Annotated in this window: 19 protein-coding genes and 3 pseudogenes; 21 read left to right on the top strand and 1 reads right to left on the bottom strand. The window is 58.7% G+C overall.

Going from position 1 to position 23504, the window contains the following annotated elements; all coding sequences use genetic code 11:
* The first annotated feature begins 5 nt into the window (after positions 1–5).
* The 3 genes from N4Q37_RS05985 to N4Q37_RS05975 are packed head-to-tail and all read left to right on the top strand — an operon-like array spanning position 6 to position 1912.
* Complete coding sequence (locus N4Q37_RS05985; protein ID WP_260955980.1) at positions 6–833, top strand: DODA-type extradiol aromatic ring-opening family dioxygenase; 828 nt, start codon at positions 6–8, stop codon at positions 831–833.
* Positions 823–1497: an alpha/beta hydrolase gene (locus N4Q37_RS05980; RefSeq protein WP_390897898.1), complete on the top strand. Its 675-nt coding sequence runs from the start codon at positions 823–825 to the stop codon at positions 1495–1497. Before N4Q37_RS05985 ends, N4Q37_RS05980 begins: the two co-directional genes overlap by 11 nt.
* A 16-nt stretch (positions 1498–1513) precedes the next feature.
* A complete protein-coding gene (locus N4Q37_RS05975; protein ID WP_260955979.1) occupies positions 1514–1912 on the top strand; it encodes a DoxX family protein in 399 nt (132 codons plus the stop codon).
* Positions 1913–2052: 140 nt separating this feature from the next.
* Here N4Q37_RS05975 and N4Q37_RS05970 read toward each other — a convergent pair whose 3' ends face one another.
* Positions 2053–2964 carry an AraC family transcriptional regulator gene (locus N4Q37_RS05970; protein ID WP_260955978.1) on the bottom strand — a complete coding sequence of 304 codons (912 nt, stop codon included), beginning with the start codon at positions 2962–2964 and terminating at the stop codon, positions 2053–2055.
* A gap of 103 nt (positions 2965–3067) precedes the next feature.
* Here N4Q37_RS05970 and N4Q37_RS05965 point away from each other — a divergent pair, with 103 nt between their 5' ends.
* The 18 genes and pseudogenes from N4Q37_RS05965 to N4Q37_RS28055 form a co-directional block, all read left to right on the top strand.
* The gene (locus N4Q37_RS05965) at positions 3068–3664 is read left to right on the top strand and encodes a carboxymuconolactone decarboxylase family protein (RefSeq protein ID WP_260955977.1); all 597 of its coding nucleotides are present in this window, start codon (positions 3068–3070) and stop codon (positions 3662–3664) included.
* 22 nt (positions 3665–3686) lie between these two features.
* Positions 3687–4757, top strand: a complete 1071-nt coding sequence (locus tag N4Q37_RS05960; RefSeq protein WP_260955976.1) for an acyl-CoA dehydrogenase family protein — start codon at positions 3687–3689, stop codon at positions 4755–4757.
* Entirely contained in the window at positions 4754–5593 is an 840-nt protein-coding gene (locus N4Q37_RS05955; protein ID WP_260955975.1) for an ABC transporter ATP-binding protein, read from the top strand. Before N4Q37_RS05960 ends, N4Q37_RS05955 begins: the two co-directional genes overlap by 4 nt.
* Positions 5559–6758 carry an ABC transporter substrate-binding protein gene (locus tag N4Q37_RS05950; protein WP_260955974.1) on the top strand — a complete coding sequence of 400 codons (1200 nt, stop codon included), beginning with the start codon at positions 5559–5561 and terminating at the stop codon, positions 6756–6758. The genes N4Q37_RS05955 and N4Q37_RS05950 overlap by 35 nt, the downstream gene beginning before the upstream one ends.
* 27 nt (positions 6759–6785) lie before the next feature.
* The gene (locus N4Q37_RS05945; RefSeq protein ID WP_260955973.1) at positions 6786–7523 is read left to right on the top strand and encodes an ABC transporter permease; all 738 of its coding nucleotides are present in this window, start codon (positions 6786–6788) and stop codon (positions 7521–7523) included.
* Between the two features lie 235 nt (positions 7524–7758).
* A complete protein-coding gene (locus N4Q37_RS05940) occupies positions 7759–8982 on the top strand; it encodes an SfnB family sulfur acquisition oxidoreductase (RefSeq protein ID WP_260955972.1) in 1224 nt (407 codons plus the stop codon).
* A gap of 9 nt (positions 8983–8991) precedes the next feature.
* The gene (locus N4Q37_RS05935) at positions 8992–10365 is read left to right on the top strand and encodes an LLM class flavin-dependent oxidoreductase (RefSeq protein WP_260955971.1); all 1374 of its coding nucleotides are present in this window, start codon (positions 8992–8994) and stop codon (positions 10363–10365) included.
* Positions 10362–11027, top strand: a complete 666-nt coding sequence (locus tag N4Q37_RS05930; protein ID WP_260955970.1) for a methionine ABC transporter permease — start codon at positions 10362–10364, stop codon at positions 11025–11027. The genes N4Q37_RS05935 and N4Q37_RS05930 overlap by 4 nt, the downstream gene beginning before the upstream one ends.
* A 99-nt stretch (positions 11028–11126) precedes the next feature.
* The gene (locus N4Q37_RS05925) at positions 11127–11897 is read left to right on the top strand and encodes a MetQ/NlpA family ABC transporter substrate-binding protein (RefSeq protein WP_260956384.1); all 771 of its coding nucleotides are present in this window, start codon (positions 11127–11129) and stop codon (positions 11895–11897) included.
* Between the two features lie 66 nt (positions 11898–11963).
* On the top strand, positions 11964–12986 hold the full coding sequence (locus N4Q37_RS05920) for a methionine ABC transporter ATP-binding protein (protein WP_260955969.1): 1023 nt from the start codon (positions 11964–11966) through the stop codon (positions 12984–12986).
* 340 nt (positions 12987–13326) lie between these two features.
* Complete coding sequence (locus N4Q37_RS05915; RefSeq protein WP_260955968.1) at positions 13327–16302, top strand: sensor histidine kinase; 2976 nt, start codon at positions 13327–13329, stop codon at positions 16300–16302.
* The gene (locus tag N4Q37_RS05910; protein ID WP_260955967.1) at positions 16299–16928 is read left to right on the top strand and encodes a response regulator; all 630 of its coding nucleotides are present in this window, start codon (positions 16299–16301) and stop codon (positions 16926–16928) included. The genes N4Q37_RS05915 and N4Q37_RS05910 overlap by 4 nt, the downstream gene beginning before the upstream one ends.
* A gap of 1245 nt (positions 16929–18173) precedes the next feature.
* Positions 18174–18776, top strand: a pseudogene (locus tag N4Q37_RS27765) (methyl-accepting chemotaxis protein); the annotation flags it as partial.
* A 9-nt stretch (positions 18777–18785) separates the two neighbouring features.
* Positions 18786–19154: a response regulator gene (locus tag N4Q37_RS05900; protein WP_260955965.1), complete on the top strand. Its 369-nt coding sequence runs from the start codon at positions 18786–18788 to the stop codon at positions 19152–19154.
* A 147-nt stretch (positions 19155–19301) separates the two neighbouring features.
* Positions 19302–19610 (top strand): STAS domain-containing protein, encoded by a 309-nt coding sequence (locus tag N4Q37_RS05895; RefSeq protein ID WP_260955964.1) that lies wholly within the window; start codon positions 19302–19304, stop codon positions 19608–19610.
* A 13-nt stretch (positions 19611–19623) separates the two neighbouring features.
* Positions 19624–21798: a chemotaxis protein CheA gene (locus tag N4Q37_RS05890; RefSeq protein WP_260955963.1), complete on the top strand. Its 2175-nt coding sequence runs from the start codon at positions 19624–19626 to the stop codon at positions 21796–21798.
* 53 nt (positions 21799–21851) lie between these two features.
* Positions 21852–22391: pseudogene (locus N4Q37_RS28060) on the top strand (MCP four helix bundle domain-containing protein); the annotation flags it as partial.
* Between the two features lie 90 nt (positions 22392–22481).
* Positions 22482–23504: pseudogene (locus tag N4Q37_RS28055) on the top strand (methyl-accepting chemotaxis protein); the annotation flags it as partial.

Genomic DNA, 23504 nt, shown 5'->3' with positions numbered 1-23504 from the left:
TCACCATGAATGCTTCACTTCCATCGCTGTTTGTGTCTCATGGGGCTCCGACGTTCGCCATCGAGCCAGGAGTAGCAGGTAAACAACTGGCTGAACTCGGTCGTGAACTTCCACGTCCTGATGCAATCGTGGTCATCTCGCCGCACTGGATGACCTGGGGCGAAGTCTGCGTCACCGCGAGTACCGCCCCCAAGACTATTCATGATTTTGGCGGTTTTCCCGAGGCCCTGTACGAGTTGAACTACCCCGCACCAGGCTCGCCAGCGCTGGCGCAGCACATTGTTGATGGGTTTGTCTCTGAGGGCTGGAAGGCACGGCTGGACACGAATCGAGGGCTCGATCACGGAGCATGGGTGCCGTTGATGCACCTCGCGCCGCAAGCAAGTGTGCCGGTGGTGCAAGTGTCGATGCCTATGCCCATGGATACACGCAGCGCCTTGAAATTTGGCGAGGCATTAAGGCCATTACGTGCTCTGAACGTTTTGATAGTCGCCTCCGGATGCATCACTCATAACTTGTATGAATTCCGAAGCACGCCCTCTCATTACGTTGACGTTGACTACGTAAAGAACTTTGCCACCTGGACTGCGCAGATGCTTCTGTCTGGGGGCACTGAACAACTGCTGAACTATCGACGCCTTGCTCCAGCCGCCGAGCGTGCCCATCCGACTGACGAACATTTCCTGCCTTTGTTCGTAGCGCTCGGAGTGATCGGCAACGAGTACCGCGCGCGCGTTCTGGAGGGAGGCATTATCCACGGGGTGTTGGCGATGGATAGCTACCTCTTTGACTCGGCTCAATTCATACAAGGCATTCCCGATCATGTTGCATGAATCCAGTTTTTCAGAAGTGACACGAGATCCCGAGTCTGGCCTTCTCTTTCGCAAGAGTAGCAACGCCTCGAGACCTAAAGCACGTTTGCTATTGCTCCACGGTGTCGGCTCCAACGAAGCCAATCTGGCAAGCCTGGCTGCATCGCTGCCCCAGGAGTTGGAGATTTTGTTGCTGCGTGGACCGGTGCTGGCGGGAGCGCAAGGCTTCGCCTGGTATCAGGTCACCTTTACCAGTGATGGCCCAAGGTTTAATCAGGAACAGGCCGAGTCCAGCCGGCGGCTGTTGCGGCAGTTCATCGAAGGGTTGCCTGCGTTGCCGACCGTCATCGCAGGCTTTAGTCAAGGAGGAATCATGAGCGCCAGCCTCGGTGTAACAGAGCCTGAATTGGTTGCAGGATTCGGTGTACTGAGCGGAAGGATGTTGCGAGAAATCGCTCCACAGATTGCCTCGCGAGATCGCCTCAGATCGGTTTCTGCATTCATTGCCCACGGACATCGAGACAGTGTGCTGCCCGTCGACTGGGCAAAGGAAGCCGATGAATGGCTCGACACAATCGGCGTCGTGCATCAGACCCATTTCTACGACATGGCCCACGAGATTATCGCCGCTGAACTGGCCGATTTCTCTCAATGGCTAACAAAAACGCTGCTAACTGATAATTGAAAAAAGGAACTGCTCGATGATTGATTCACGTACCGCACCTTACGCTGCATTTGTCATGCGCCTGGCTCTCGGCATCATGTTCATTGCTCATGGCCTGACTAAAGTCTTCGTCTTCACCCCGGCAGGTACTGCCGGATTTTTCGAGTCCATTGGCTTTCCGGGTTTCCTGGCGTATCCGGTCATGGCATTTGAAGTCATTGGAGGGTTGTTGCTGGTGCTCGGTGTCTATGTACGCTGGGTGGCGGCGATAGCGGTAATTCAGTTGTTCGCAGCAGCGACCGTCCATTTTGGTAATGGCTGGAGCTTCACGAATGCCAACGGTGGTTGGGAGTACCCGATCTACCTTGGCATGACGGCTTTGGGTGTTGCATTGCTGGGCGAAGGTGCTTTCGCTGCCAGATCCGCAAAAATATAGATTTATCCTCTTTCCTCAACGATGAAGTCTTGGAACGATGCTCCAAGGCTTCATCGTATTTACCGTGATTGTACAAGTGCATGGGCAACTGCCATTTTCAACAATGCATCAAGTGATATAACGCTACCTTTGCGTGTTGCTCAGCGAGTCTCATGCTGCTTGCGATAAGCTCCCGGCTGCACGCCGACCGCCTTGGCAAAGGCACGGGTAAACGCCGCGATCGATTGGTAACCCACCGCAGCGCAGACCTGCTCCACGGTGTGGTTGCTCTTGAGCAATTGACAGGCATGACGAATCCGCAGGGCCAGTAATACCTGGCCAGGCGACATACCCGCCAATTCGTTGAAACGCTTGAAGAACGCCGAACGCGAAAGCCCGGTGTGGGTCGCCATGCTTTCCAGTGACCACGGCTGTTGCGGTTGTTCGATCAACTGACCCAGCAACGAGGCGAAAGCCGGATGCCGGGCCAGCGCCACCATGCCTCCGAGGTTCTGGTTGTCTGCTACTTGCTGGCGCAGCACGTAGAGAAACAGCAAATGGCAAAGGCGCTCAAGCAGCGCAGGGGAAGGGACCGGTAGCCGACGGCATTCCTGCAAAATCAGCTCGAACAATGCTCGAGCCGCACTCAGGGATGGATCGCCAGCCCGCAGGATAATCCAGTCAGGCAAGCCCTCGATGATCAACGACGACACTCCAGGCCTGAAATGGAAGAAACCGCAGACCAGGCCGACGCCATCCTCGGCCTGGCTGTCCAACGCAGTCATGGTCACGCGCGGCAGCGCCAGCGCGGTGACGGCGTCTTCGGCGCTGGACAACCGGTAATCCAGATCTCGCAGTAGAAACAGTGCATCTCCGGCAGACAGGCGCAGAGGCTGCTCATGGCCGTCAAGATGTAGCCAGCACTGTCCATGCACGATCAGGTGAAAGCTTGCGCGCGCCAGACCATGGGTAGTGGCGTGCCAACCGCCGCAATAACGACCGACATGAAACAGGCTCGCATCGAACTCGAGGCTTTCTAATAACCAATCAACGACGGGGCTGGACGAAATCATCTAATGGAAACACTCAGGAGCAAGTAAACGCTACTTTAGAATATGGATCGAAATTTTTATAACCAACAGACTTGTCGGACACTCAACAGCAGGAGTCCACTCGATGTCGCGCCTCACGTTACACACTTTGCAAAGCGCTCCTGAAGCGGCCAAACCTTTTCTGGAAAACGCTCAAAAAAACTCAGGGTTCCTCCCAAACCTGCTGGCGCTGCTGGCCAATGCGCCAGCAGCGCTGGAAACCTACGTTACGGTATCAGCGCTCAATGGCAAAGCCGAACTCAGCCTTGCCGAGCGCGAGGTGGTGCAATTGATTGCCGCAACCACGCACGGTTGTGATTTCTGTGTCGCAGGGCATACATCGGTGGCAGTGAACAAGGCGAAGTTGCCTGATGAGGTGGTCAGGGCACTGCGTGAGCAAGCGACCGTGCCCGAGGTCAAGCTTGAGGCCCTAGCAGCCTTTGCCCGGGAAGTGATTGCGACTCGTGGCAATGTCAACGATACCATCTACAGCGCTTTCAAGACTGCCGGCTACAGCGAGGGTAATGCATTGGAAGTCATCCTCGGCGTGAGCCTGGCGACCTTGTGCAATTTTGCCAACGTGTTTGCCGGCACCCCGCTCAATCCGGAGTTGGCCAAGTACCGTTGGCAATCGGGCAATGACTCAGCAGGGTCAATTCGTGCGCTGAAATACGGTCGATGAGGCGTTATAAGGAGGAAACGAGATGCTCAACGAGGCATTGAGTCGATGGCTGGATACTCAGGCCCAGGCACTGGATCTGGGGGATTGCAATACACAGCAGGTGCTGTCGCAACTGGCGGCCGCCGACGTCTTGCGCATCGGCATCAGCCCCCGGCTGGGTGGCAGCGACGGGACTATTGCCGATGCCGTGGAAGCGTTGGCTGAGGTCGCCGGTCATTCCCTGGCAGCGGCATTCGTGTTTTGGGGGCAGCGGGCTTTCATCGAGTATGTGCTGCAAAGCCCCAACACCGCTTTACGCGAACGCCTGTTGCCGTCCTTGCTCAGTGGCGAGTTGGCGGGGGCGACCGGTTTGTCGAACGCGATGAAGTTTCTTTCCGGCATCGAGGCATTGCAAATGCGGGCCCGTGCCAGCGCCGCTGGCTGGATATTGAGCGGACGACTGCATTGGGTGACCAATCTGCGTAAAAGCGGTTTCGTGGTGGCTGCGGCGATTGAGCACGAGGAGGGCGGCTCGCCCTTCGTTCTGGCGATCCCGGACACGACACCTGGGCTACAGCGCTCTGCCGATTTGCAGTTGATGGGCCTGCAGTCGAGTAATACTGCGGCGCTCGATTTTGCCCAGGTGGATGTCGGTCGTGAGTGGTTGCTGCATGAAGACGCTCGAGTATTTCTGCCGGCGGTGCGTCCGTCGTTCCTGGGTCTGCAATGTGGCCTGGCAATCGGTCTGGCACGGCGGGCGTTGCTGGAGGTCGAGGCACATTTGCAGGAGGGTCGTTCGATCCTGCTGGAGCCCTTACAGGAACAGCGCGAGCACCTGGAACATACGGTTGGCGCACTGAAGAGTGGGATACTCGATGGGCGCTTTCTGACACAGCCTGCCGAGCTGTTCCGGTTGCGCATTGCCCTGGCTGAGTCAACTGCCGATGCCATGCAGTTGGAGTTGCAGGCCAGCGGTGGAAAAGCTTATCTGAGCGAGTACGGCAGTAGTTTTGCCCGACGCTGGCGGGAGTCGGCGTTTGTACCGATCGTCACGCCGAGCCTGGTGCAACTGCGTGCTGAACTGCAACGCCGTGGACGGGAAGCGGTGATATGAACGGTCCGGTTTTAAGCGCCACGAATATCAGCCTGGGTTACTCGGGCACGCAAGGCTGGCAAACCGTTCTGGAAAATTTCAACCTGCAATTGCAGCCCGGTGAGGTGGTGTCGATTCTCGGACCCAGCGGCGTCGGGAAATCCAGTCTGTTGCGGGTGCTTGCCGGTTTGCAGGCGGCCCGTGGCAGCGTAAGTTTGCTCGGGGAGCCGTTAACCGCAGCTCACCCACGTGTCGCCGTGGCGTTCCAGGATCCAAGTCTGTTGCCTTGGCTGACGCTGGAGAAAAATGTGGCTTTCGGCCTGGACTTCATCCGTCAGCCGCATTTGGACCCGAAGGAGCGCAAGATCCGAATCGACCGCGCCATCGCCGCCGTCGGACTTGAACACGCCAGGCAGCATTATCCGGCACAACTCTCTGGAGGCATGGCCCAGCGCACGGCAATTGCCCGGTGTCTGGCACGCCAGCCACAGGTTCTGTTGCTCGATGAACCCTTCGGCGCGCTAGATGAGGTGACTCGTGCCGACATGCAACAACTGCTGTTCGATGTCATTACCGAACACGATACCGCGGCGGTGTTGATCACCCACGACATTGACGAAGCCCTGCTGCTCTCCGACCGGATTCTGCTACTGGGCAACAGCCCAGCGCGGATCCTCGACGAATGGCGCATCCATCTGCCTCAGCCTCGTACCGAGCGGGTGGAAGAACTGGGCGCACTGCGTATAGACATTCTCAAAACCCTTCGGCGGGCGAGCCGCGATCCTCTTATCCAACACTTGCCTGAAACGTCGGAGACTGATTATGTGCCTGGACGACTTCACTCACACACGTCGTGACATCCTCAAACTCAGCGCTATGCTGACCGCCGCCGGTGTATTGCCGCTGCTCAACAGCCTGCAGGCACGCGCTGCCTCCGAGCCTGACGCACCGGTGCGTATTGGCTATTTGCCTATCACCGATGCCACGCCCTTACTGGTGGCTCACAACAATGGCCTGTTCGAAGCCGAAGGCATCAAAGCCGAGCGTCCGGTGCTGTTGCGCAGCTGGGCGCAGGTGATCGAGGCGTTCATTTCCGGGCAGGTCAACGTGATTCACCTGCTGACACCGATGACGGTGTGGGCCCGATATGGCAGCAAAGTCCCGGCCAAAGTCGTGGCTTGGAATCATGTTGGGGGTTCCGGGCTGACCGTGGCACCGGGTATTACGGAGGTCAAGCAACTGGGCGGGCAGTCTGTAGCGATTCCGTTCTGGTACTCGATCCATAACGTGGTGGTACAGCAGCTGTTTCGCGATAACGATCTTGTACCGGTGAGTAAACCGGCCAGCGCCGCTCTAGCGCCAAACGAGGTCAATCTGGTGGTGCTGCCGCCATCGGACATGCCACCGGCACTCGCCTCCAGGCGCATAGCCGGCTACATCGTGGCCGAGCCTTTCAATGCGTTGGCCGAAGAGCTTAAGGTCGGTCGAGTACAACGCTTCACCGGGGATATCTGGCGAAATCACGCCTGCTGCGTGGTGTTCATGCATGAGCAGGACCTGAACAACCGCCCGGAGTGGTCGCAGAAAGTGGTCAATGCCATCGTCAAGGCTCAGTTGTGGACGCGTGATCATCGCGCCGAGGCGGCGAAGTTGCTGTCCAAGGATGGCAACAATCGCTATACGCCCCATGCCCAGCCGGTGCTGGATCGCGTACTGGCGCCAGCCACGGCGGATCGTCAGCAGTACCTGGCCAGCGGTGCCATTCAGCACAGTCATTGGGATGAGCAGCGTATCGATTTTCAGCCGTACCCGTTCCCGAGCTACACCGAAGAGCTGGTCAAGCGCCTCAAGGATACGTTGATCGAAGGAGACAAAGGTTTTCTCGCCAACCTGGACCCGCAGCATGCGGCTCGTGATCTAGTGGATGACCGCTTTGTGCGCAACGCCATTGCCTCTGTCGGTGGCCTCAAGGCATTCGGCCTGCCAGAGAGCTTCGAGCGCAGCGAGGAGTTCAGTCTCTGATGGGCAAGCAGACCTTATCGATCCTGCATGGGGGGGGTGGGCGTCTCAGGTCTGGTTGGCCTGCTGTTTCTATGGTGGCTGGGTGTGCACCTGTTTGGCAGTGCCGATGGTTTGGCCGCGCGCTTTTCTCCCGAGGCGACGTTGGTCAGCCTGGTGGAACTGTTGGGGCGTCCTGAGTTCTACGAGCATGTGTGGGTCAGCCTCAAACGCATTCTGGTGGGCTTGTTACTGGCCTTGCTGATTGGTGTGCCGTTGGGTCTGCTAGTCGGCAGTTACCGATATCTGGAGGCTGCGACCACACCGGCGTTTCAGTTTCTGCGGATGATTTCGCCATTGTCCTGGATGCCGGTGGTCGTGATGCTGATGGGTGTAGGGGACCAGCCGATCTACTTTCTGCTGACCTTAGCCGCGATCTGGCCGATTTTACTCAACACAGTGGCAGGCGTACGCCAGCTCGACCCGCGTTGGCTGCAACTGAGCCGTAGCCTCAGTGCCACTCGCAGAGAAGCTCTGCTCAAAGTTATCCTGCCGGGCGTGCTTGGCCATGTACTGACCGGCGTACGCTTGGCTATCGGTATTCTGTGGATCGTCCTGGTTCCGTGCGAAATGCTTGGAGTCAGCGCCGGGCTGGGCTACTTCATCCTCGATACTCGGGACCGCCTGGCTTATTCAGAACTGATGGCCATGGTACTGCTGATCGGTGTGTTGGGGTTTATTCTGGACGCCTTGGCTCGTGGTCTGCATCGGCGCTGGGCTCCGGCCTGACACGGTGCAGTGACTCGAACGTTGACTCTCTATCTGGGCACCGCACGGTGGGTTTGAATGACAGGCCTGCCAGGCGACTGTTGCGGGAGCAACATAGGGGCAACATTCTGCTGATCGAGCGCACAATGGTTTGTTCGTTTTTTATGATTATGTTGTTGATTTTTAATAAATAAATACTCTGGCATGGGGTGTGCAAAAGGGTATGTGCTTTTGCACTGCCAACTTCGAGGAACCCATGTCCACTTCCGTCATATCCGCTCACTACGACATCCGCCATCCGGATGCCCACACCATTCGCGACGATGCCGAGGCCGTCGCCGTCGCCCATCACGTTGCCGCGCTACTGCGCGAAGGTGCCGCCGAGCGTGACCGCCGCCGCGAGGTGCCGGTGGACGTGATCGATTCCTTCTCCAACAGCGGCCTGTGGGGCATCACGGTCCCGCGCGAATACGGTGGCGCCGAGGTGTCTTTCTCTACCTTGGCCCAGGTGATCGCCATCGTCTCGGCGGCCGACCCCTCGCTCGGGCAGATCCCGCAGAACCACTACTGCTTGTTGGAAGACATCCGCCTGCAGGGCACTGTGGAGCAGAAGCGCTTCTTCTTCGACCTGGTGCTCAAGGGCAACCGCTTCGCCAATGCTCTGTCAGAAACCGGCGGCAAAAATGTAGCGGATATCCGCACCCGTCTGGTCATTGAGGGCGATCACTACCGAATCGATGGCCGCAAGGGCTACTGCACCGGTTCGCTCTACGCCCATTGGCTCGGCGTGCTGGCCCTGGACGACCAAGACCGCGCCCAGTTGGCCTTCGTGCCGCGAAACACCCCGGGCCTGGTGGTAATCGACGACTGGGACAGTATCGGCCAACGCACCACCTCCAGTGGTACCGTGCTGCTCGACGGCCTGCGGGTGCCAGCCTTCAATCTGTTCCCCAGCTACCGCTCCTACGCGAGTCCGACCCTGGCCGGCCCTTTCGCCCAGTTGACCACCGCCGCCATCGATGCCGGCATCGGTCGCGCAGCGTTGGACGACACTATCGCTTTCGTCCGCGAGCACGCCCGTCCCTGGATTGATGCCGGGGTGGCGAAGGCCAGCGAAGACCCGCTGACGATCATACAGATCGGCTCGCTGGAGATTCGTCAGGAAGCCGCTGAGGCTTTGCTGGAGCGCGCCGGGCGAGTGCTCGACGCGGCCAAACCAGAACCGGACGAGGACAACGTCGCCGCCGCTTCGGTGGCGGTGGCCAAGGCCAAAGTGCTGACTACCGAGGTGGCGATCGAGGCCAGCAACCGTCTGTTTGAGCTGGGCGGCACACGTTCCTCGCTGGTTCGCCACAACTTCGACCGTCACTGGCGTAATGCCCGGGTACACACTCTGCATGATCCTGTGCGCTGGAAATACCACCTGGTCGGCAACTGGGCCCTGAACGGCATCAAGCCGACGCGTCACGACTGGAACTGAGGTCGCATCATGCCCAAGCAGATTCGCCTCAACGCCTTCGCCATGAACACCGTGGGCCACCTGTCCCCCGGGCTGTGGCGGCACCCGCGCGACCAGGCAACGCGCTACACCGACATCCACTACTGGATCGAGTTGGCCAGGACCCTGGAACGTGGGCGCATCGACGGCCTGTTTATCGCCGATGTGCTGGGCGTCTACGACGTCTACGGCGGCAATGCCGACGCAGCCCTGAGCAGCGCGGCCCAAGTGCCGGTCAACGATCCGCTGCAGTTGGTGCCGGCCATGGCGGCGGCCACCGAACACCTGGGGTTCGGCGTCACCGCTTCGGTGTCCTTCGAACATCCATTTCCTTTCGCCCGGCGCATGTCCACTCTGGATCACTTAACCCGCGGACGCGCCGGCTGGAACATCGTCACCTCCTATCTTTCCAGCGGCGCGCGCAACCTCGGCCAGCGCGACCAACTCTCCCATGTCCAGCGTTACGCTCTGGCCGAGGAGTATCTGCAAGTTTGCTACAAGCTATGGGAAACCAGTTGGGAGGAGGGTGCGGTACGCGCCGACCGCGGCAGCGGGGTTTATGCCGATCCGGCCAAGGTTCACGCGATTGAGCATGAGGGCACGTATTTCAAGGTGCCCGGTTTCCACCTCTGCGAGCCTTCGCCACAGCGCACACCGGTGCTCTATCAGGCCGGTGCGTCGAGCCGCGGGCGGGCCTTCGCCGCTGCTAATGCCGAGTGCGTGTTCGTGGCCGCGCCGAGCAAGGCTGTGCTGAGAAAACAGGTCGGAGACTTCCGTGCCGCTGCTGTTGCTGCCGGGCGTGCGGTCGACGATGTCCTGATCTTCGAACAGCTTACTGTAATAGTCGCTGAGACCGACGAAGTGGCCTTGGAGCGCCTGCGCGAATATCGCGAGTATGCCATCGCCATCGGGGCGCTGACCTTGATGGCCGGCTGGACGGGTATCGACTTCTCCCTGTACGCGCCGGATCAAATCTTGCGTGAGATGCCCAGTGAGGCGATCCAGTCCACCGTGGAGGCCTTCACCCGTGCCGACCCAACGCGCACCTGGACGACTGCTGAGATCGCCGACTACTGCGCCATCGGCGGGGACGGTCCGGTGTTGGTCGGCTCGGCCAAAACGGTGGCTGACCAGTTGCAGGAGTGGGTCGAAGAGACCGATGTCGATGGCTTCAACCTGGCCAGTGTGGTTGCTCCCGAGACCTTCGAGGCGGTAGTCGACCTGCTGGTGCCGGAGTTGCAGGCGCGCGGCCTGTTCAAGCGCGAGTACACCGAGGGCACACTACGCAACAAGCTGTTCGGCCAGGGCGACCGTCTGCGCGCGCCCCATCCGGTGGCCGGGCTGCGCCGGGAGGCCGGGCGATGAACGAGCTGCTCGCCAATCTGGACTGGAGTGAGATAGGCCTGGCCTGCCTCGACACCCTGAGCATGCTCGCCGGCGCGCTGGCCTTCACCGTGTTGCTCGGCCTGCCGCTGGGCGTGCTGCTGTACCTCACCGGGCAACGCCAACTGCTGGCCAGCCCGCTGCTGTATCGCGGTCTGTCGGTGGTGGTGAATGTGCTGCGCTCACTGCCCTTTATTATCCTGCTTATCGTGCTGATCCCGTTGACCATGCTGCTCACCGGCACTTCGCTTGGTGTGCGCGGCACCATCCCGCCACTGGTGGTGGGCTGCACGCCGTTCTTCGCGCGACTGGTGGAGACCGCGCTGCGCGAGGTGGACCGCGGCTTGGTCGAGGCTAGCCAGTCCATGGGCGGCAACACATGGCAAATCATCAGGTACACCTTGCTGTCGGAGGCCCGCACCGGGTTGATCGCTGCCGTCACCGTGACTGCCATCGTGCTGGTGGATTACACGGCGATGGCCGGTGTGATTGGAGGTGGTGGCCTCGGCGACCTGGCCATCCGCTTCGGCTACCAGCGTTTCCAGACCGACGTGATGGTGGTCACCGTGCTACTGCTGATCCTGCTAGTGCAGGCCCTGCAGATGAGTGGTGACCGCCTGGTGCGGCGTTTTACTCGCCGCTGAATGTGTTTTAACCCGTCAGCGGCAGCCGGGTTTCGCTGCCGCCTCGGCCCCACGTTCGCCCGACGACGGCCTCTCTATCCGATTAGGAGTCACATTATGTTGAAGCAGTCCCTGGCGGTTTTTGTCGCCGTTCTCAGCCTGTCCACCCATGCCAGCGAAAAGTTGGTGGTGGGCGCCACCCCGGTGCCCCATGCAGAGATTCTCGAGTTCATCAAACCTGCTTTGGCCAAGGAAGGAGTAGACCTGGACATCAAGGTATTTACCGACTTCATTCAGCCCAACCTGCAATTGGCCGAGAAGAATCTTGACGCTAACTATTACCAGTACCGCCCGTTCCTCGACGACTTCAACAAGACCCGCCACACCAATCTGGTGCCGGTGGTCGGTGTGCACATCGAGCCGTTCGGCGCCTACTCGACCAAGATCAGGGACCTCAAGGACCTGCCCGACGGTGCCAGTGTGGCCATTCCCAACGACCCTGTGAACACCGGCCGCTCCCTGGTGCTGCTGCACGAGGCTGGTCTTATCAAGCTCAAGGATCCGAGCAACACCCTGGCCACCACCCGCGATATCTCCGAGAACCCGAAAAAGCTCAAGTTCCGCGAACTGGAAGGTGCGCTGCTGGCCCGTGCAGTCAAACAGGTGGACCTGGCCTTCGTCTTCGCCAACTACGCCCTGGAAGCCGGTATTGATACCAACAGCGCATTGATCGTGGAGAAGGGCAAAGACCTCTATGTCGAGTTCCTGGTGGCGCGTCCGGACAACATTCAGGATCCGGGCATACAGAAGCTGGCCAAGGCCCTAAACAGCCCGCAAGTGCGCGAGTTCATCCTGACCCGCTACAAGGGTCAGATCGCACCGGGCTTCTGATCCCTACCAGATGGGCGCCGGAGTCAGCCGGCGCTCTTTGTTATTCATCGATTGGGATTCTTCGACGTGACCCGCTTTTCTCAAGAAATACTCGCCAGTACGGCGCAGTTACAGCTGCGAGGCATTGGCAAGCGCTACGGCGCGCTGAGTGCCCTGAAGGGCATCGACCTGCAGATCCACCGCGGCGAGATTTTCGGCATCATTGGCCGCAGCGGTGCCGGCAAGTCGTCGCTGCTGCGCCTGATTAATCGCCTGGAAAACCCCAGTGAAGGCCAGGTACTGATCGACGGCCGGGATATCGCCATTTTCGACGGCGCGCGTCTGCACGCGTTGCGACGCCAGGTAGCGATGATCTTCCAGCACTTCAATTTAATGGCCACCCGCACCGTGGCCGAGAACATCGAACTACCGCTGCTCATGGCCGGTGTGCCGCATACCGAGCGCACTCGCCGGGTCGAGGAACTGCTACAGCTAGTAGGTCTGGGCGAGCGCCGCAACGCATACCCGGCGCAGCTCTCCGGCGGGCAGAAACAGCGCGTCGGCATTGCTCGAGCGCTGGTGCTGCAGCCGGACATCCTGCTGTGCGACGAAGCCACCTCGGCCCTTGATCCGGAGAGTACCCAGACCATCCTCGAACTGTTGCGCGACATCAACCACCGCCTGGGCCTGACGATAGTGCTGATTACCCACGAGATGGAGGTGATCCGCGACCTCTGTCACCGCGTGGCTGTCCTGGAGCGGGGCCAGGTGGTGGAGCAGGGCGAGGTCTGGCGGGTATTTGGTGGCCCGCGCCACGAAGTCAGCCAGATTCTTCTGAATGGAACGGGGCGGACTTGCGCAGTTCCAGACACCAATAGTCAAGAGTTGTTGTTGGAACTGCACTTCACCGGCGAACGGGCGCTAGAGCCCGATCTGGCTGACCTGGTGGCTACGTTGGGACAGGGACTGCGTTTATTGCAAGGCGGCATCGAGCGCATCCAGGGACGTGCGCTAGGACGACTACGGTTAGCGTTGCCCTATGTCGATGACCCCGAAGCACTGATTGCGCGTGCCAGGCAACTGGCAGATCGTGTGGAGCGGCTGCACTGAAGAGGCGCGGGTCAGAAGTGCCCGGACCAACAGACAGCGTTGCAGTTCACCGACTCTGAAAGACGCTTACCAGGTAAGCTGATGGAGGTAGGGGTAGCCCTACAGATTTAATAATTATGCCTACTTGAAATAAGCATCTGCCGATAGTTTAGGTCTCTTTTCATCTGCATAATGTACCGCCATTTTTACATCGCTTTGCCGAGTGCGGAATCGTAGTTGTCCCGTTGAATGACTTTCACCCCACGGAACATAGAACTCCGTGAGGACAGAATAAATAACCTTGCCGCTACGTGGAGTCACCAAGCTCTCCCCGTAAGCGACAGTTTGGCGTGTACTGATAATGCTCTCTACGGAAGCGGATGCGTTAAACGCACGGATGGCGCAAACCCCACTGTTCGGGGCTACCTTCGATCTGGTGTCCTGCGCCCTGGTACTACTCGATGATCGGGGGTGGATATTGAAGGTCAATACCGCTTTTACCGAGCTGTTCGGCTACCCCCCGGCAGATTTGTCAGGGGTTGCGTTTATCGAGTTGCTTCATCAGGCTGATCGCGTGGTCACCGAGGCGGTGAATGGTCACCTTTTGCCTCGGTACTTCGTTGACCAGCCTGTTGAGCTGTCCTATCGACACAAAGATGGCACTCTGCTGTGTGGTCGTAGCAAGCTGGCGACCGTGGGTGCATTTCTGCTGGTCGAGATAGTCCCGGTTGGAGCCCCTAAGAGCCTGGACGAATTTCTGGAGCAGGATCACTGGCTGCAACGGATCACCGAGACCGCTCCAGGCATCATCGGTACCTTGCGCCTTGGCAGCGACGGCACGCTCTCCATGCCTTGGGTTACGCCTGGCTACGAAAAATACTATGGCGTAAAGGTGCAGGAACTGGAGCGCGATATCAGCATCCTGTTTGAACGCATTCACCCTGACGATGTTGTACGGGTTCAAGAAACGATCGCCGAGTCGGCACGCTCCATGGCCCCCTGGCACTGTGAATACCGGGTGCGTCATCCACAAAAGGGCGATATCTGGCTTGAGGGGCGCGCCAGGCCGACGCTGGAGGTGGATGGTGCGATTGTCTGGTTCGGTTTCCTGCACGACATCAGCGAGCGCAAAGGCGTCGAACAGGCACTGCTTGAAAGCGAAGAGCGGTTCCGCCTCGCTTTCGAGTCCGCAGCCATCGGCATGGCGCTGCTGGCCCTCGATGGTCGCTGGTTGCGCGTCAATTTTTGCCTTTGTGAGATGTTCGGGTGCAGTGAGGAGCAATTGCTCCAAATCTCCAGCCGGTTACTGACCCATCCAGACGATCTCGCCAGAGAACACGCTTACCGCCAACGTCTGATCAAGGGTGAGGTTCCCTACGTGCGCCTTGAAAAGCGCTACCGGCACCGCGATGGCCGATATCTTAGGGTGCAGCTTACCGCCAGCGCGATACGCGCCAAAGATGGTAGTCCCTTGTATTTTGTCGTCCAGATCGAAGACCTCAGCCGGCTTATCGAGGCCGAGGAGCGCGTTTCTCTGATGGATTTTGCCCTCAGTCATGTGCAGGAGGCTGCCTATTTGCTGGATGATCAGGCCCGCTTCCACTATGTCAACGATGAAGCTTGCCGACGCTTGGGGTACAGCAGAGAAGAGCTGCTGCGCATGACCGTCGCCGAAATAGATCTTGACTGGAGCAATGAGCGACTGCGGGAATGTTGGTTCACCACTTCAGAGCGTCCTCCCGAAATCATCGAGAGCCGCAACCGGACCAAGGCCGGCGTCATTTTTCCGGTCGAGATCAGCGTTTCTCATTTTGAGCTTGACGGTCAGCACTACAACCTGGCGCTCGCCCGTGACATCAGTGAGCGCAAGCGGCTGCAAGCGGCGCAGTGGGACACTGAAAGACGTTATCGGGAGGTTTTCGACAACTCATCGGAATGCCTCTATCTGTTGGAAGTGACTGAAGATCAACGCTTCCGATATATCGAGATCAACAACGCGTTCAAACGTTCTTCGGGGTTTCACCGCGAGCAATTGATTGGTCGATACGTGGGCGAATCAAGCTCGGCGCAAACGGCACGCAAGGTCCTGGATGCTCTCGAGCGCTGCCTGGCGAGCGGAGAAAGTATCGAATGGGAAGATGAGTTAGAGCTGCCTGCGGGAATGCTCGCGGCTCTCTCGACGTTCATTCCTGTTCGCGACGAACAGGGGAAAATCTACCGTATCGTCGGAATCAGCCGTGATATCACCGAACGCAAACAAATGGAAAACCGTTTGCTGGCCAGCGAGCAGGAGTTCCGCGCCTTGGTGGAAAACACTCCCGATGTCATTGCTCGCTTCGACCTGCAGAACCGAATCTTGTATGCCAATCCCGCAGCGCAACGCATGTTCGGCTGTCCGCTGAGCTTTCTGCTGGGTAAAAAGACTTGCGAGGTGGCACCTGATTCGGATCAAGCGCGATTCTTTCAAAACAAGCTCGAATACATCATTCGTACCTGCAAAGTTACCGAGGAGGAGATATCCCTGGACGTTCCGGCTAAATGGGACGCAGAAATTACCAGCTACCAGGTTCGCCTGGTACCGGAGCGTGATCAACATGAGGCACTTGTCAGTGTTCTAGCGGTCGGGCGCAATGTCAGCGCCATGCGGGCGGCGGAGCAGCAATTGAAGGAATCTCACGCGCAACTTCGCCAGCTATCCAGCTACCGCGAAACCACGCGGGAAGAAGAGCGCAAGCGCATTGCCCGGGAGATTCATGACGAGCTTGGACAGCAACTGACCGCTCTACGTATGGGCATTTCGCTGTTGCGCCTGCAATTCGGCAGTGAACAACCGGCGCTGGTGGAGCGAGTCCAGGTGCTGATGGGGCGGATCGACGAAACGATCCAGGTGGTTCGCAACGTTGCCACCAGCCTGCGTCCCTCCGCACTAAACATGGGATTGATCTCGGCGCTCGAATGGCTGGTTTCCGAGTTTTCGCACAATGCGGGCATTCCCTGCCGCCTGAGAGCGCCATCGGCTCGATTGGAGCTCGACGACGAACGTGCCACCGCGGTTTTTCGAGTGATTCAGGAGTCCCTGACCAATGTCGCTCGCCATGCGCAGGCGAGTCGGGTGGATATTCATCTGGAGTGCAGTGCCGAGCACGTCCTGATCGAAGTGCGGGACAACGGTAGGGGCTTCGACCCGAAGCAGCTGTCCAGGGGCACGCTCGGTATGCTCGGCATGCGCGAGCGCGGGCATATGCTCGGCGGAACGGTTACTGTAGACAGTGCCCCTGGGCAAGGCGCGTGTGTGCGAGTGAATATCCCCTTTCAAATAGACTCAGAGGTTCCATGATCCAATTGATGATCGCTGACGATCACGCCATCATGCGCGAAGGTCTGAAGCAACTGTTTGCTCTGGCCGGGGACCTGCACGTTGTGGCTGAAGCGGAAAACGGTGTCCTGCTGCTTGAACAGCTACGCCACGGAGACATTGATCTGTTGCTCCTGGACATGAGCATGCCAGGCATCAGCGGCGACGATCTGGTTGCGCGTATACGCGCCCATTATCCGAAACTGCCGATTCTGGTATTGAGCATGCACAATGAAGTGCAGATAGCACAGCGTGCACTCAAGTCGGGGGCCTCCGGTTATCTCACCAAGGACCGAGACCCCGAGACGCTGCTCGCGGCCATCCGCCGAGTAGCTGCTGGCGGGCGTTACATCGACGCCGCGCTGGCCGAACAAATGGCCTTTGCCGCCACAGGCTTGGGGCCAGGTAGCCAGCACGATGCGCTCACCGATCGGGAGCTTCAGGTCATGCGTCTGCTCGCCAGCGGCATGAGCGTCTCGCGGATTGCTACGGAATTAGTCATCAGCCACAAGACGGTGAGCACCCATAAGGCTCGGCTGATGGAAAAGATGGGGTTCGTCAGCACGGCTGATATCGTCCGCTATGCAATGACGCAACAATTGCTCTGACCCCGCAGGGTCGCACTTGGCCTCGTTAAAAGGGCGCGAATCAGCAAGCGGGGGCATAAGCGGCTATCGGACAATGCGACCTAAGGTGTGTTGGCGTTCCGATTACAGCATTCCCCCTTGACCTCAACTCGGACCAAGCTCGCATATCGCTCTGCAACACGATCAGGGCTGGAGCGACTAATGGTGTGTTGGCTAGAGGCTGCTCGGTGCGATTCGTCGCGTGGCCTCTGGGGCACGACTTCTTGACGCGTAGATAGCCGAGTGCATAGCGCTAGCAGTCACAAATCGCGGCTACTCCTTGCCCTATCCGGTTCCCCAGCTGGGGTAACCCCGCGAAATGCAAGCTCACGCAACGCTACATCAACCGGTACCAGGTTAATGGAGCCGCGCATAGCCGTGCTCCTCAGGCAATGGCTCTGTCAGTCACCCGTTCAAGGCGAAATTTCGCTTGCTTTGCACGGGTGGTAAGGAAATGCCTACCAACCGAGCCCAAGATGCCTACCCAAAAAGCAGCGAAACCCGATGGCTAGCCGTTGCATATGACCTGCATCATAAGTTGATGTCATTTTGACTCTAGATTTTTTCACGTTGGGTACCTGTATCGGCATTTGCCAGGCTGTCCCGGCCACCGCATGGAGAATCATATTGAGCGTAACCATCGCCCAACCAAGGTCGTCCATAGTAAGCGCGCCCGTAGCGCTCTTGGTGCTGACAGCGCTGGGCGCCATCTGCGTGCTGGGAGCAGGGGGGCTGGGCGTTCAGCCGTTCGGGTTCGTGGCCTTGCTCCTGATATCTGGCACGGCTGCGTCTCTCTACTATCACTCACGCAATCGTGCCCTGAATCACATTCAACAATCAGCCCGCGAAAGCCTGCAAGTGGTTGGTGAGCCAGGTAGTCAGTCCCTGTGCACCTGCGGCCTGGCCCCTTTGTGCAGCGGCGTGTTGCCGATTTGGGCTGGCCAGATCGAAGTTGCCCGCAGCCATACGGAAGAAGCCATTTCCGCACTTGCCGTGCGCTTTGCCGATATATCCCAGCGAGTCGAAGCCGTCTCGACCACGCAGGACAGCACTGCTGCGGATGACGGATTGGTTGGGCTGCTAGGCACCTGCCAGCACGAACTGGATGCCATCGTCGCCTCGCTACGTGCCGCTTTGGCTACCAAAGAGTTATTGCTGCATGAGGTGATGGAGCTCGCCGGCCTTACAGAGCAACTGAAGACGATGGCCCTGGATGTCGGCAATTTTGCGAAGCAGACCAACCTGGTGGCACTCAATGCCGCCATTGAGGCGGCCCGTGCCGGCGAGGTAGGTCGTGGCTTCGCCGTGGTGGCGGATGAAATCCGTAAACTCTCCAGCCTCTCCGGAGAGACCGGCAGGCGCATTGGCGAGACCGTGGACACGGTGAATGCGGCTATTGCCAGCACCCTGGCGATTTCTCGCCAATATGCCGAGCAGGACGAAGCCACGGTAACCCATTCAGGTCAGGTGATTGAGCAGGTAATTCAGCGCTTTCGCGGCGCCACCAGCACGCTCCTTGATTCCTCCCACGAGTTGCGAAAGGAAAGCCAGTCCGTCGTTCAGGAGATCTCCCAGGTTCTGGTTGGTTTGCAGTTCCAAGATCGCGTCAGTCAAGTGCTAGGGCTGGTGCGCAACGACCTGGAGAAACTACGCCAGAGTCTTGACCAAGGGCAACAGGACAGCGCTGCCGGTCGCACTCAAACACCTCTCGATGCCGATGCCTGGCTTGAGCAACTGGCCAGCACCTACACCATGCCTGAACTGCATGCGGTGCACCGGGGCAACGCCCAGGGAGCGACCGCCAGTGAATCCGAAATCACCTTTTTCTAGGAGCCCACCATGGCCAAAACCATCATGATCGTCGACGACTCGGCCTCCCTGCGCCAGGTCGTCAGCATCACGCTGAAAGGCGCCGGGTATGAGACTGTCGAGGCCTGTGATGGCAAGGATGCCTTGAGCAAGCTCGACGGCCGCAAGCTGCATCTGATTATCAGCGACGTAAATATGCCGAATATGGATGGCCTTACGTTTGTCCGTGCGGCCAAGCAGTTGCCGGCTTACAAATTCACACCCGTGATCATGCTCACAACCGAAGTCAGCGACGCGAAGAAGCAGGAAGGCCAGGCGGCCGGGGCCAAAGCCTGGGTGGTCAAACCCTTCCAGCCGGCGAAGATGCTCACAGCTGTTTCCAAACTTGTTCTGCCATAAACACTTTCAGGCGGGTCTGTTGGGCAACCTGCCCAGGCTGCTGCGCTGCCTGTCGGGCTGCAGTCATGCCCGCCGCTCAGGGTGAGCGCTTGCACACCCTGAGCGGTGCCAGATGTGACAGTCAAGGATAACGACCGGATAGAAGCTATGAACACTGACGTTTATCAACGCATCGCCATCGAGGGCGAACTGAGCATTTATACCATCGCCGAATGGAAACTCCGCCTGGATGACTTGTTAGGGCAGGGCGGCAATCTCGAACTGGACCTCGGTGCGGTCCAGGAACTGGATACAGCCGGGTTGCAATTGCTGATTATGGCCAAGAAAGAAATGATCAAGCACAGCCGACAGTTGCAGCTAAGCAACCACAGTCAGGCGGTACTGGAGGTGTTCGAGTTGTGCGATATCGCCGACTTCTTCGGCAGTCCCAACCTCGTGCAATCGAACCATTCATGAAAAGGCAACAACCATGAACATGGATGACGCACAACAGACCTTCATCATTGAGAGCCTCGAGTTGCTGCAGCAGATGGAAGATGCCCTGTTGCATATCGAGTTGGCCCCGGATGATCATGACACGATCAACGCGATTTTTCGTGCCGCACATACGATCAAAGGTTCCGCCGGCTTGTTCGGTCTGGACGATATTGTTGCCTTTACTCATGTAGCCGAAAGCGTGCTGGATCGGGTTCGTGACAAGCATTTGCATTTCGATGAAGAGTTGACTGCTCTGTTCCTGCGAGTGTGCGATCACATCGGCGTGTTGGTGAACCTGGCCGCCGACAACCAGCAGGCGCAGGTATCTGTACGGAACAATGGGGTCCATCTACTCGACCTGCTCAGTCGGCTATCAGGTGAAGTGCCGAAATCGACGCAGGACAGCGCTAATGCGCGGCAAAGCACCTTGTCCAGCGAATCTGAGCGAGACGGGGAGAGCAGTGACGACAGACTACAGACTCATCACTGGCATATTTCCCTGCGCCTGGGCCGCGACCTGCTGCGCAATGGCATGGATCCGCTGGCGTTCATTCGTTATCTGTCCACCCTGGGGCACATCTGCAATATTGTCACCCTCAGCGACAACCTGCCATCAAGCGCCGAGATAGATCCTGAAAGCTGTTACCTCGGCTTCGAAATCGGCTTTCACAGCAATGCCGACCAGGCCACCATCGAGGGCGTCTTCGAGTTCATTCGCGAAGACAGCCAGGTGCATATCCTCGCGCCGAACAGCAAGACCGATGAATATCGCAAGACCATTCAGGCGCTGCCGCAAGAAAGTCTGCGCATGGGTGAAATCTTCCTCCTACGCTGCGGTATTCACCCCCCCGAAGAACTGGGCGATTCGTTACCCAATCCTCCCACCGGGCCGCATCAGCAGCTTACCGATCGGGGGCTGCTTGACCAGCCGCTCATTGACTTGCCGCCAATCGAAGAGGCGCTGAAAAAGCAGCTTGTCAAAGATAGCCGCAAGACGGAGAGCAGCCTGATCCGCGTCGATGCAGGCAAGCTCGACCAACTGATTAACCTGATTGGCGAACTTATCATCGCCGGTGCCGGCGCCAATCTCGCCGCCCGGAACGCAGGCGCCAGTGATCTGGTGGAGGCCACGGCAGTTCTCGCGCGTCTGGTGGAAGAGGTCCGTGACTCAGCGCTGACCCTGCGTATGGTGCAAATCGGTTCTACCTTCAATCGCTTCCAGCGTGTGGTGCGCGACGTTGCCAAGGAGCTGGGCAAGGACATACTCCTGGACATCGGCGGCAGCGAGACCGAGCTGGACAAAACCGTGGTGGAGCGCATCGGTGATCCGCTCACTCATCTGGTGCGCAACGCCATGGACCATGGCATTGAGCCCCCTGAAGTGCGAGAGGCTCGAGGTAAACCAGCCCAAGGTCGTTTGCGTCTGAATGCCTTCCATGATGCAGGCAGCATTGTGATCGAGGTCGCCGACGATGGCGGTGGTTTGAACAAGGACAAGATTCTTCGTAAGGGCATTGAGCGCGGTCTGGTTAGTGAAGGGCAGAGCCTGGCTGAACAGGACATCTTCAACCTGATCTTTGAGCCTGGTTTTTCCACCGCCGATCAGGTCAGTAACCTTTCCGGTCGTGGCGTCGGTATGGATGTCGTCAAGCGCAGCATCACCGCTCTACGCGGTAGCATCGGGTTGGAGAGTGTCGAGGGTCGGGGCACCACTCTGCGCATCCGCCTGCCGCTGACCCTGGCGATCATCGACGGCTTCATGGTCGGCGTCGGCAGCGCCAGTTACGTGCTCCCTCAGGGCATGGTGGTGGAGTGTATCGAACTGCCAGCCAATGACGGGTCTGACTACTTCAATCTGCGCGGCGAGGTGCTGCCGTTTATCCGCCTGCGTGAGTTGTTCAACTACGTGGGCACCGCGCCGCGTCGGGAAAACGTGGTGGTGGTGCAATTCGCCGGGCAACGCGCCGGCCTGGTGGTGGATCGCCTACTAGGGGAATTTCAGACCGTCATCAAGCCGCTGAGCAAGATTTTCGGCCAGATCGGCGGGGTCGGCGGTTTCACTATCCTCGGCAGCGGTGAGGTGGCGCTGATCCTGGACGTCCCAGGGCTCGTCAAACAGGTCGTCGACTCGAAACAGCGGACCATCGCCGACAGTTGGCGTTCGTAAATCCCCATTGCTGCGCAAATCCCCCATTGATCCAACAATAGAGAACGCGAAAAATGAGCATTGCTTCCAATATGAGGGTTGGCACTAAACTCGGTTTAGGGTACGCAGTCGTGCTCCTGATGATGCTGACGCTGGCCATTACCAGCATGACTGGTCTTTTTAACGTGCACATGATCGTGGACGACATTACCGGCAATGCTTATCCGAAGGTCCAGATCAGCAACGAAATCATCAGCGGTATGAGCGATACCAACGTCGTGCTTCGTGATCTGATTCTCAAGTCCGACGAGCAGCAACTGAAACAGCTACGCGACAGGTACCAAAAGATCCGCCAGGATCAGGCAGCCCGCATGGGCGCACTGGAGAAGTTGCTGGACAACCCGGAAGAGCAAAACCTGTTCAAGAGTCTGAAAACCGCCCGTACGAGTTATGTGCAGGTCCTGGAACGCATGGTCGAGCTGGCGTCTGCCGGACTGGACGATCAGGCCATTGAGGTGCTTTATGGTGACCTGGAGCGGTCAGGAATAGAATCGATCAAGCTGCTTAACGACATGGTCGAAATGCAGGAAGCGTCGTTCGACGAAAACGACCAACAAGAACAAGTTGAATACGATCACACTCGCGTCCTTTCTTTCATTTTGCTCGGGCTGGCATTGGTAATAGGCGTCAGCCTGGCAATCTGGATTACCCGCAGCCTCATTCGGCAGTTGGGTGGCGAACCGCAATTAGCTGCTGATATCTCGCGCCGTATTGCCGAAGGTGACCTCAGTGTGACGATACCGCTGCGCGCCAATGATACCGGTAGCGTGCTCGCCGCGATGAAGAGCATGGTCGAGAAGCTGTCGCAGATCATCGGCGAAGTACGCGGTTCAGCCAATGCCCTGACCAGCGCCTCCGAGGAAGTCTCCGCTACCGCCCAGTCGATGAGCCAGGCCTCCAGTGAACAGGCCGCCAGTGTTGAGGAGACCTCCGCCTCGGTCGAACAGATGTCCGCCTCCATCGAGCAGAACACCGAAAACGCTCGTGTCACCGACGGCATGGCCGGCAACGCCGCCAAGCAAGCCATTGAAGGCGGCGCGGCGGTCAAGGACACGGTCGCCGCGATGAAGAGTATCGCGGACAAGATCGGCATCATCGACGACATCGCCTATCAGACCAATCTGCTTGCCCTCAACGCTGCCATTGAGGCCGCTCGCGCCGGCGACCACGGCAAAGGCTTCGCCGTGGTCGCCGCCGAGGTGCGCAAGCTGGCTGAACGCAGCCAGGTCGCCGCCCAGGAAATCGGCGAAGTGGCCAAGGGCAGCGTGGCCCTGGCCGAACGCGCTGGTAGTCTGCTTGATGAGATTGTCCCCGGTATCGCCAAGACCTCTGACCTGGTGCAGGAGATTAGCGCTGCCTCCGAGGAGCAGTCCTCCGGCGTCAGCCAGATCAACACGGCGATGAACCAGCTCAACCAGATTACCCAACAGAACGCCTCGGCCTCTGAGGAGCTGGCTGCTACGGCCGAGGAAATGAGCGGCCAGGCGGTGCAGTTGCAACGACTGATGAGTTTCTTCAACCTCACAGGCCTCGATGAAAGTGATCGGAGCGTCCCATCCATCAACGCTTCGGCCAGATCCAAGACAGTTGCAGCCCTGCCTATCGTCAGCCGGTTGCCTGATACTCGCGGCTCGGTGCCAGCCGGCTTCGTGCGCTTTCAGGAATGA

This window comes from Pseudomonas citri (assembly GCF_025336485.1).
GTDB classification, from domain to species: Bacteria; Pseudomonadota; Gammaproteobacteria; order Pseudomonadales; family Pseudomonadaceae; genus Aquipseudomonas; species Aquipseudomonas citri.
This window is presented reverse-complemented; position numbering and strand designations above follow the sequence as displayed.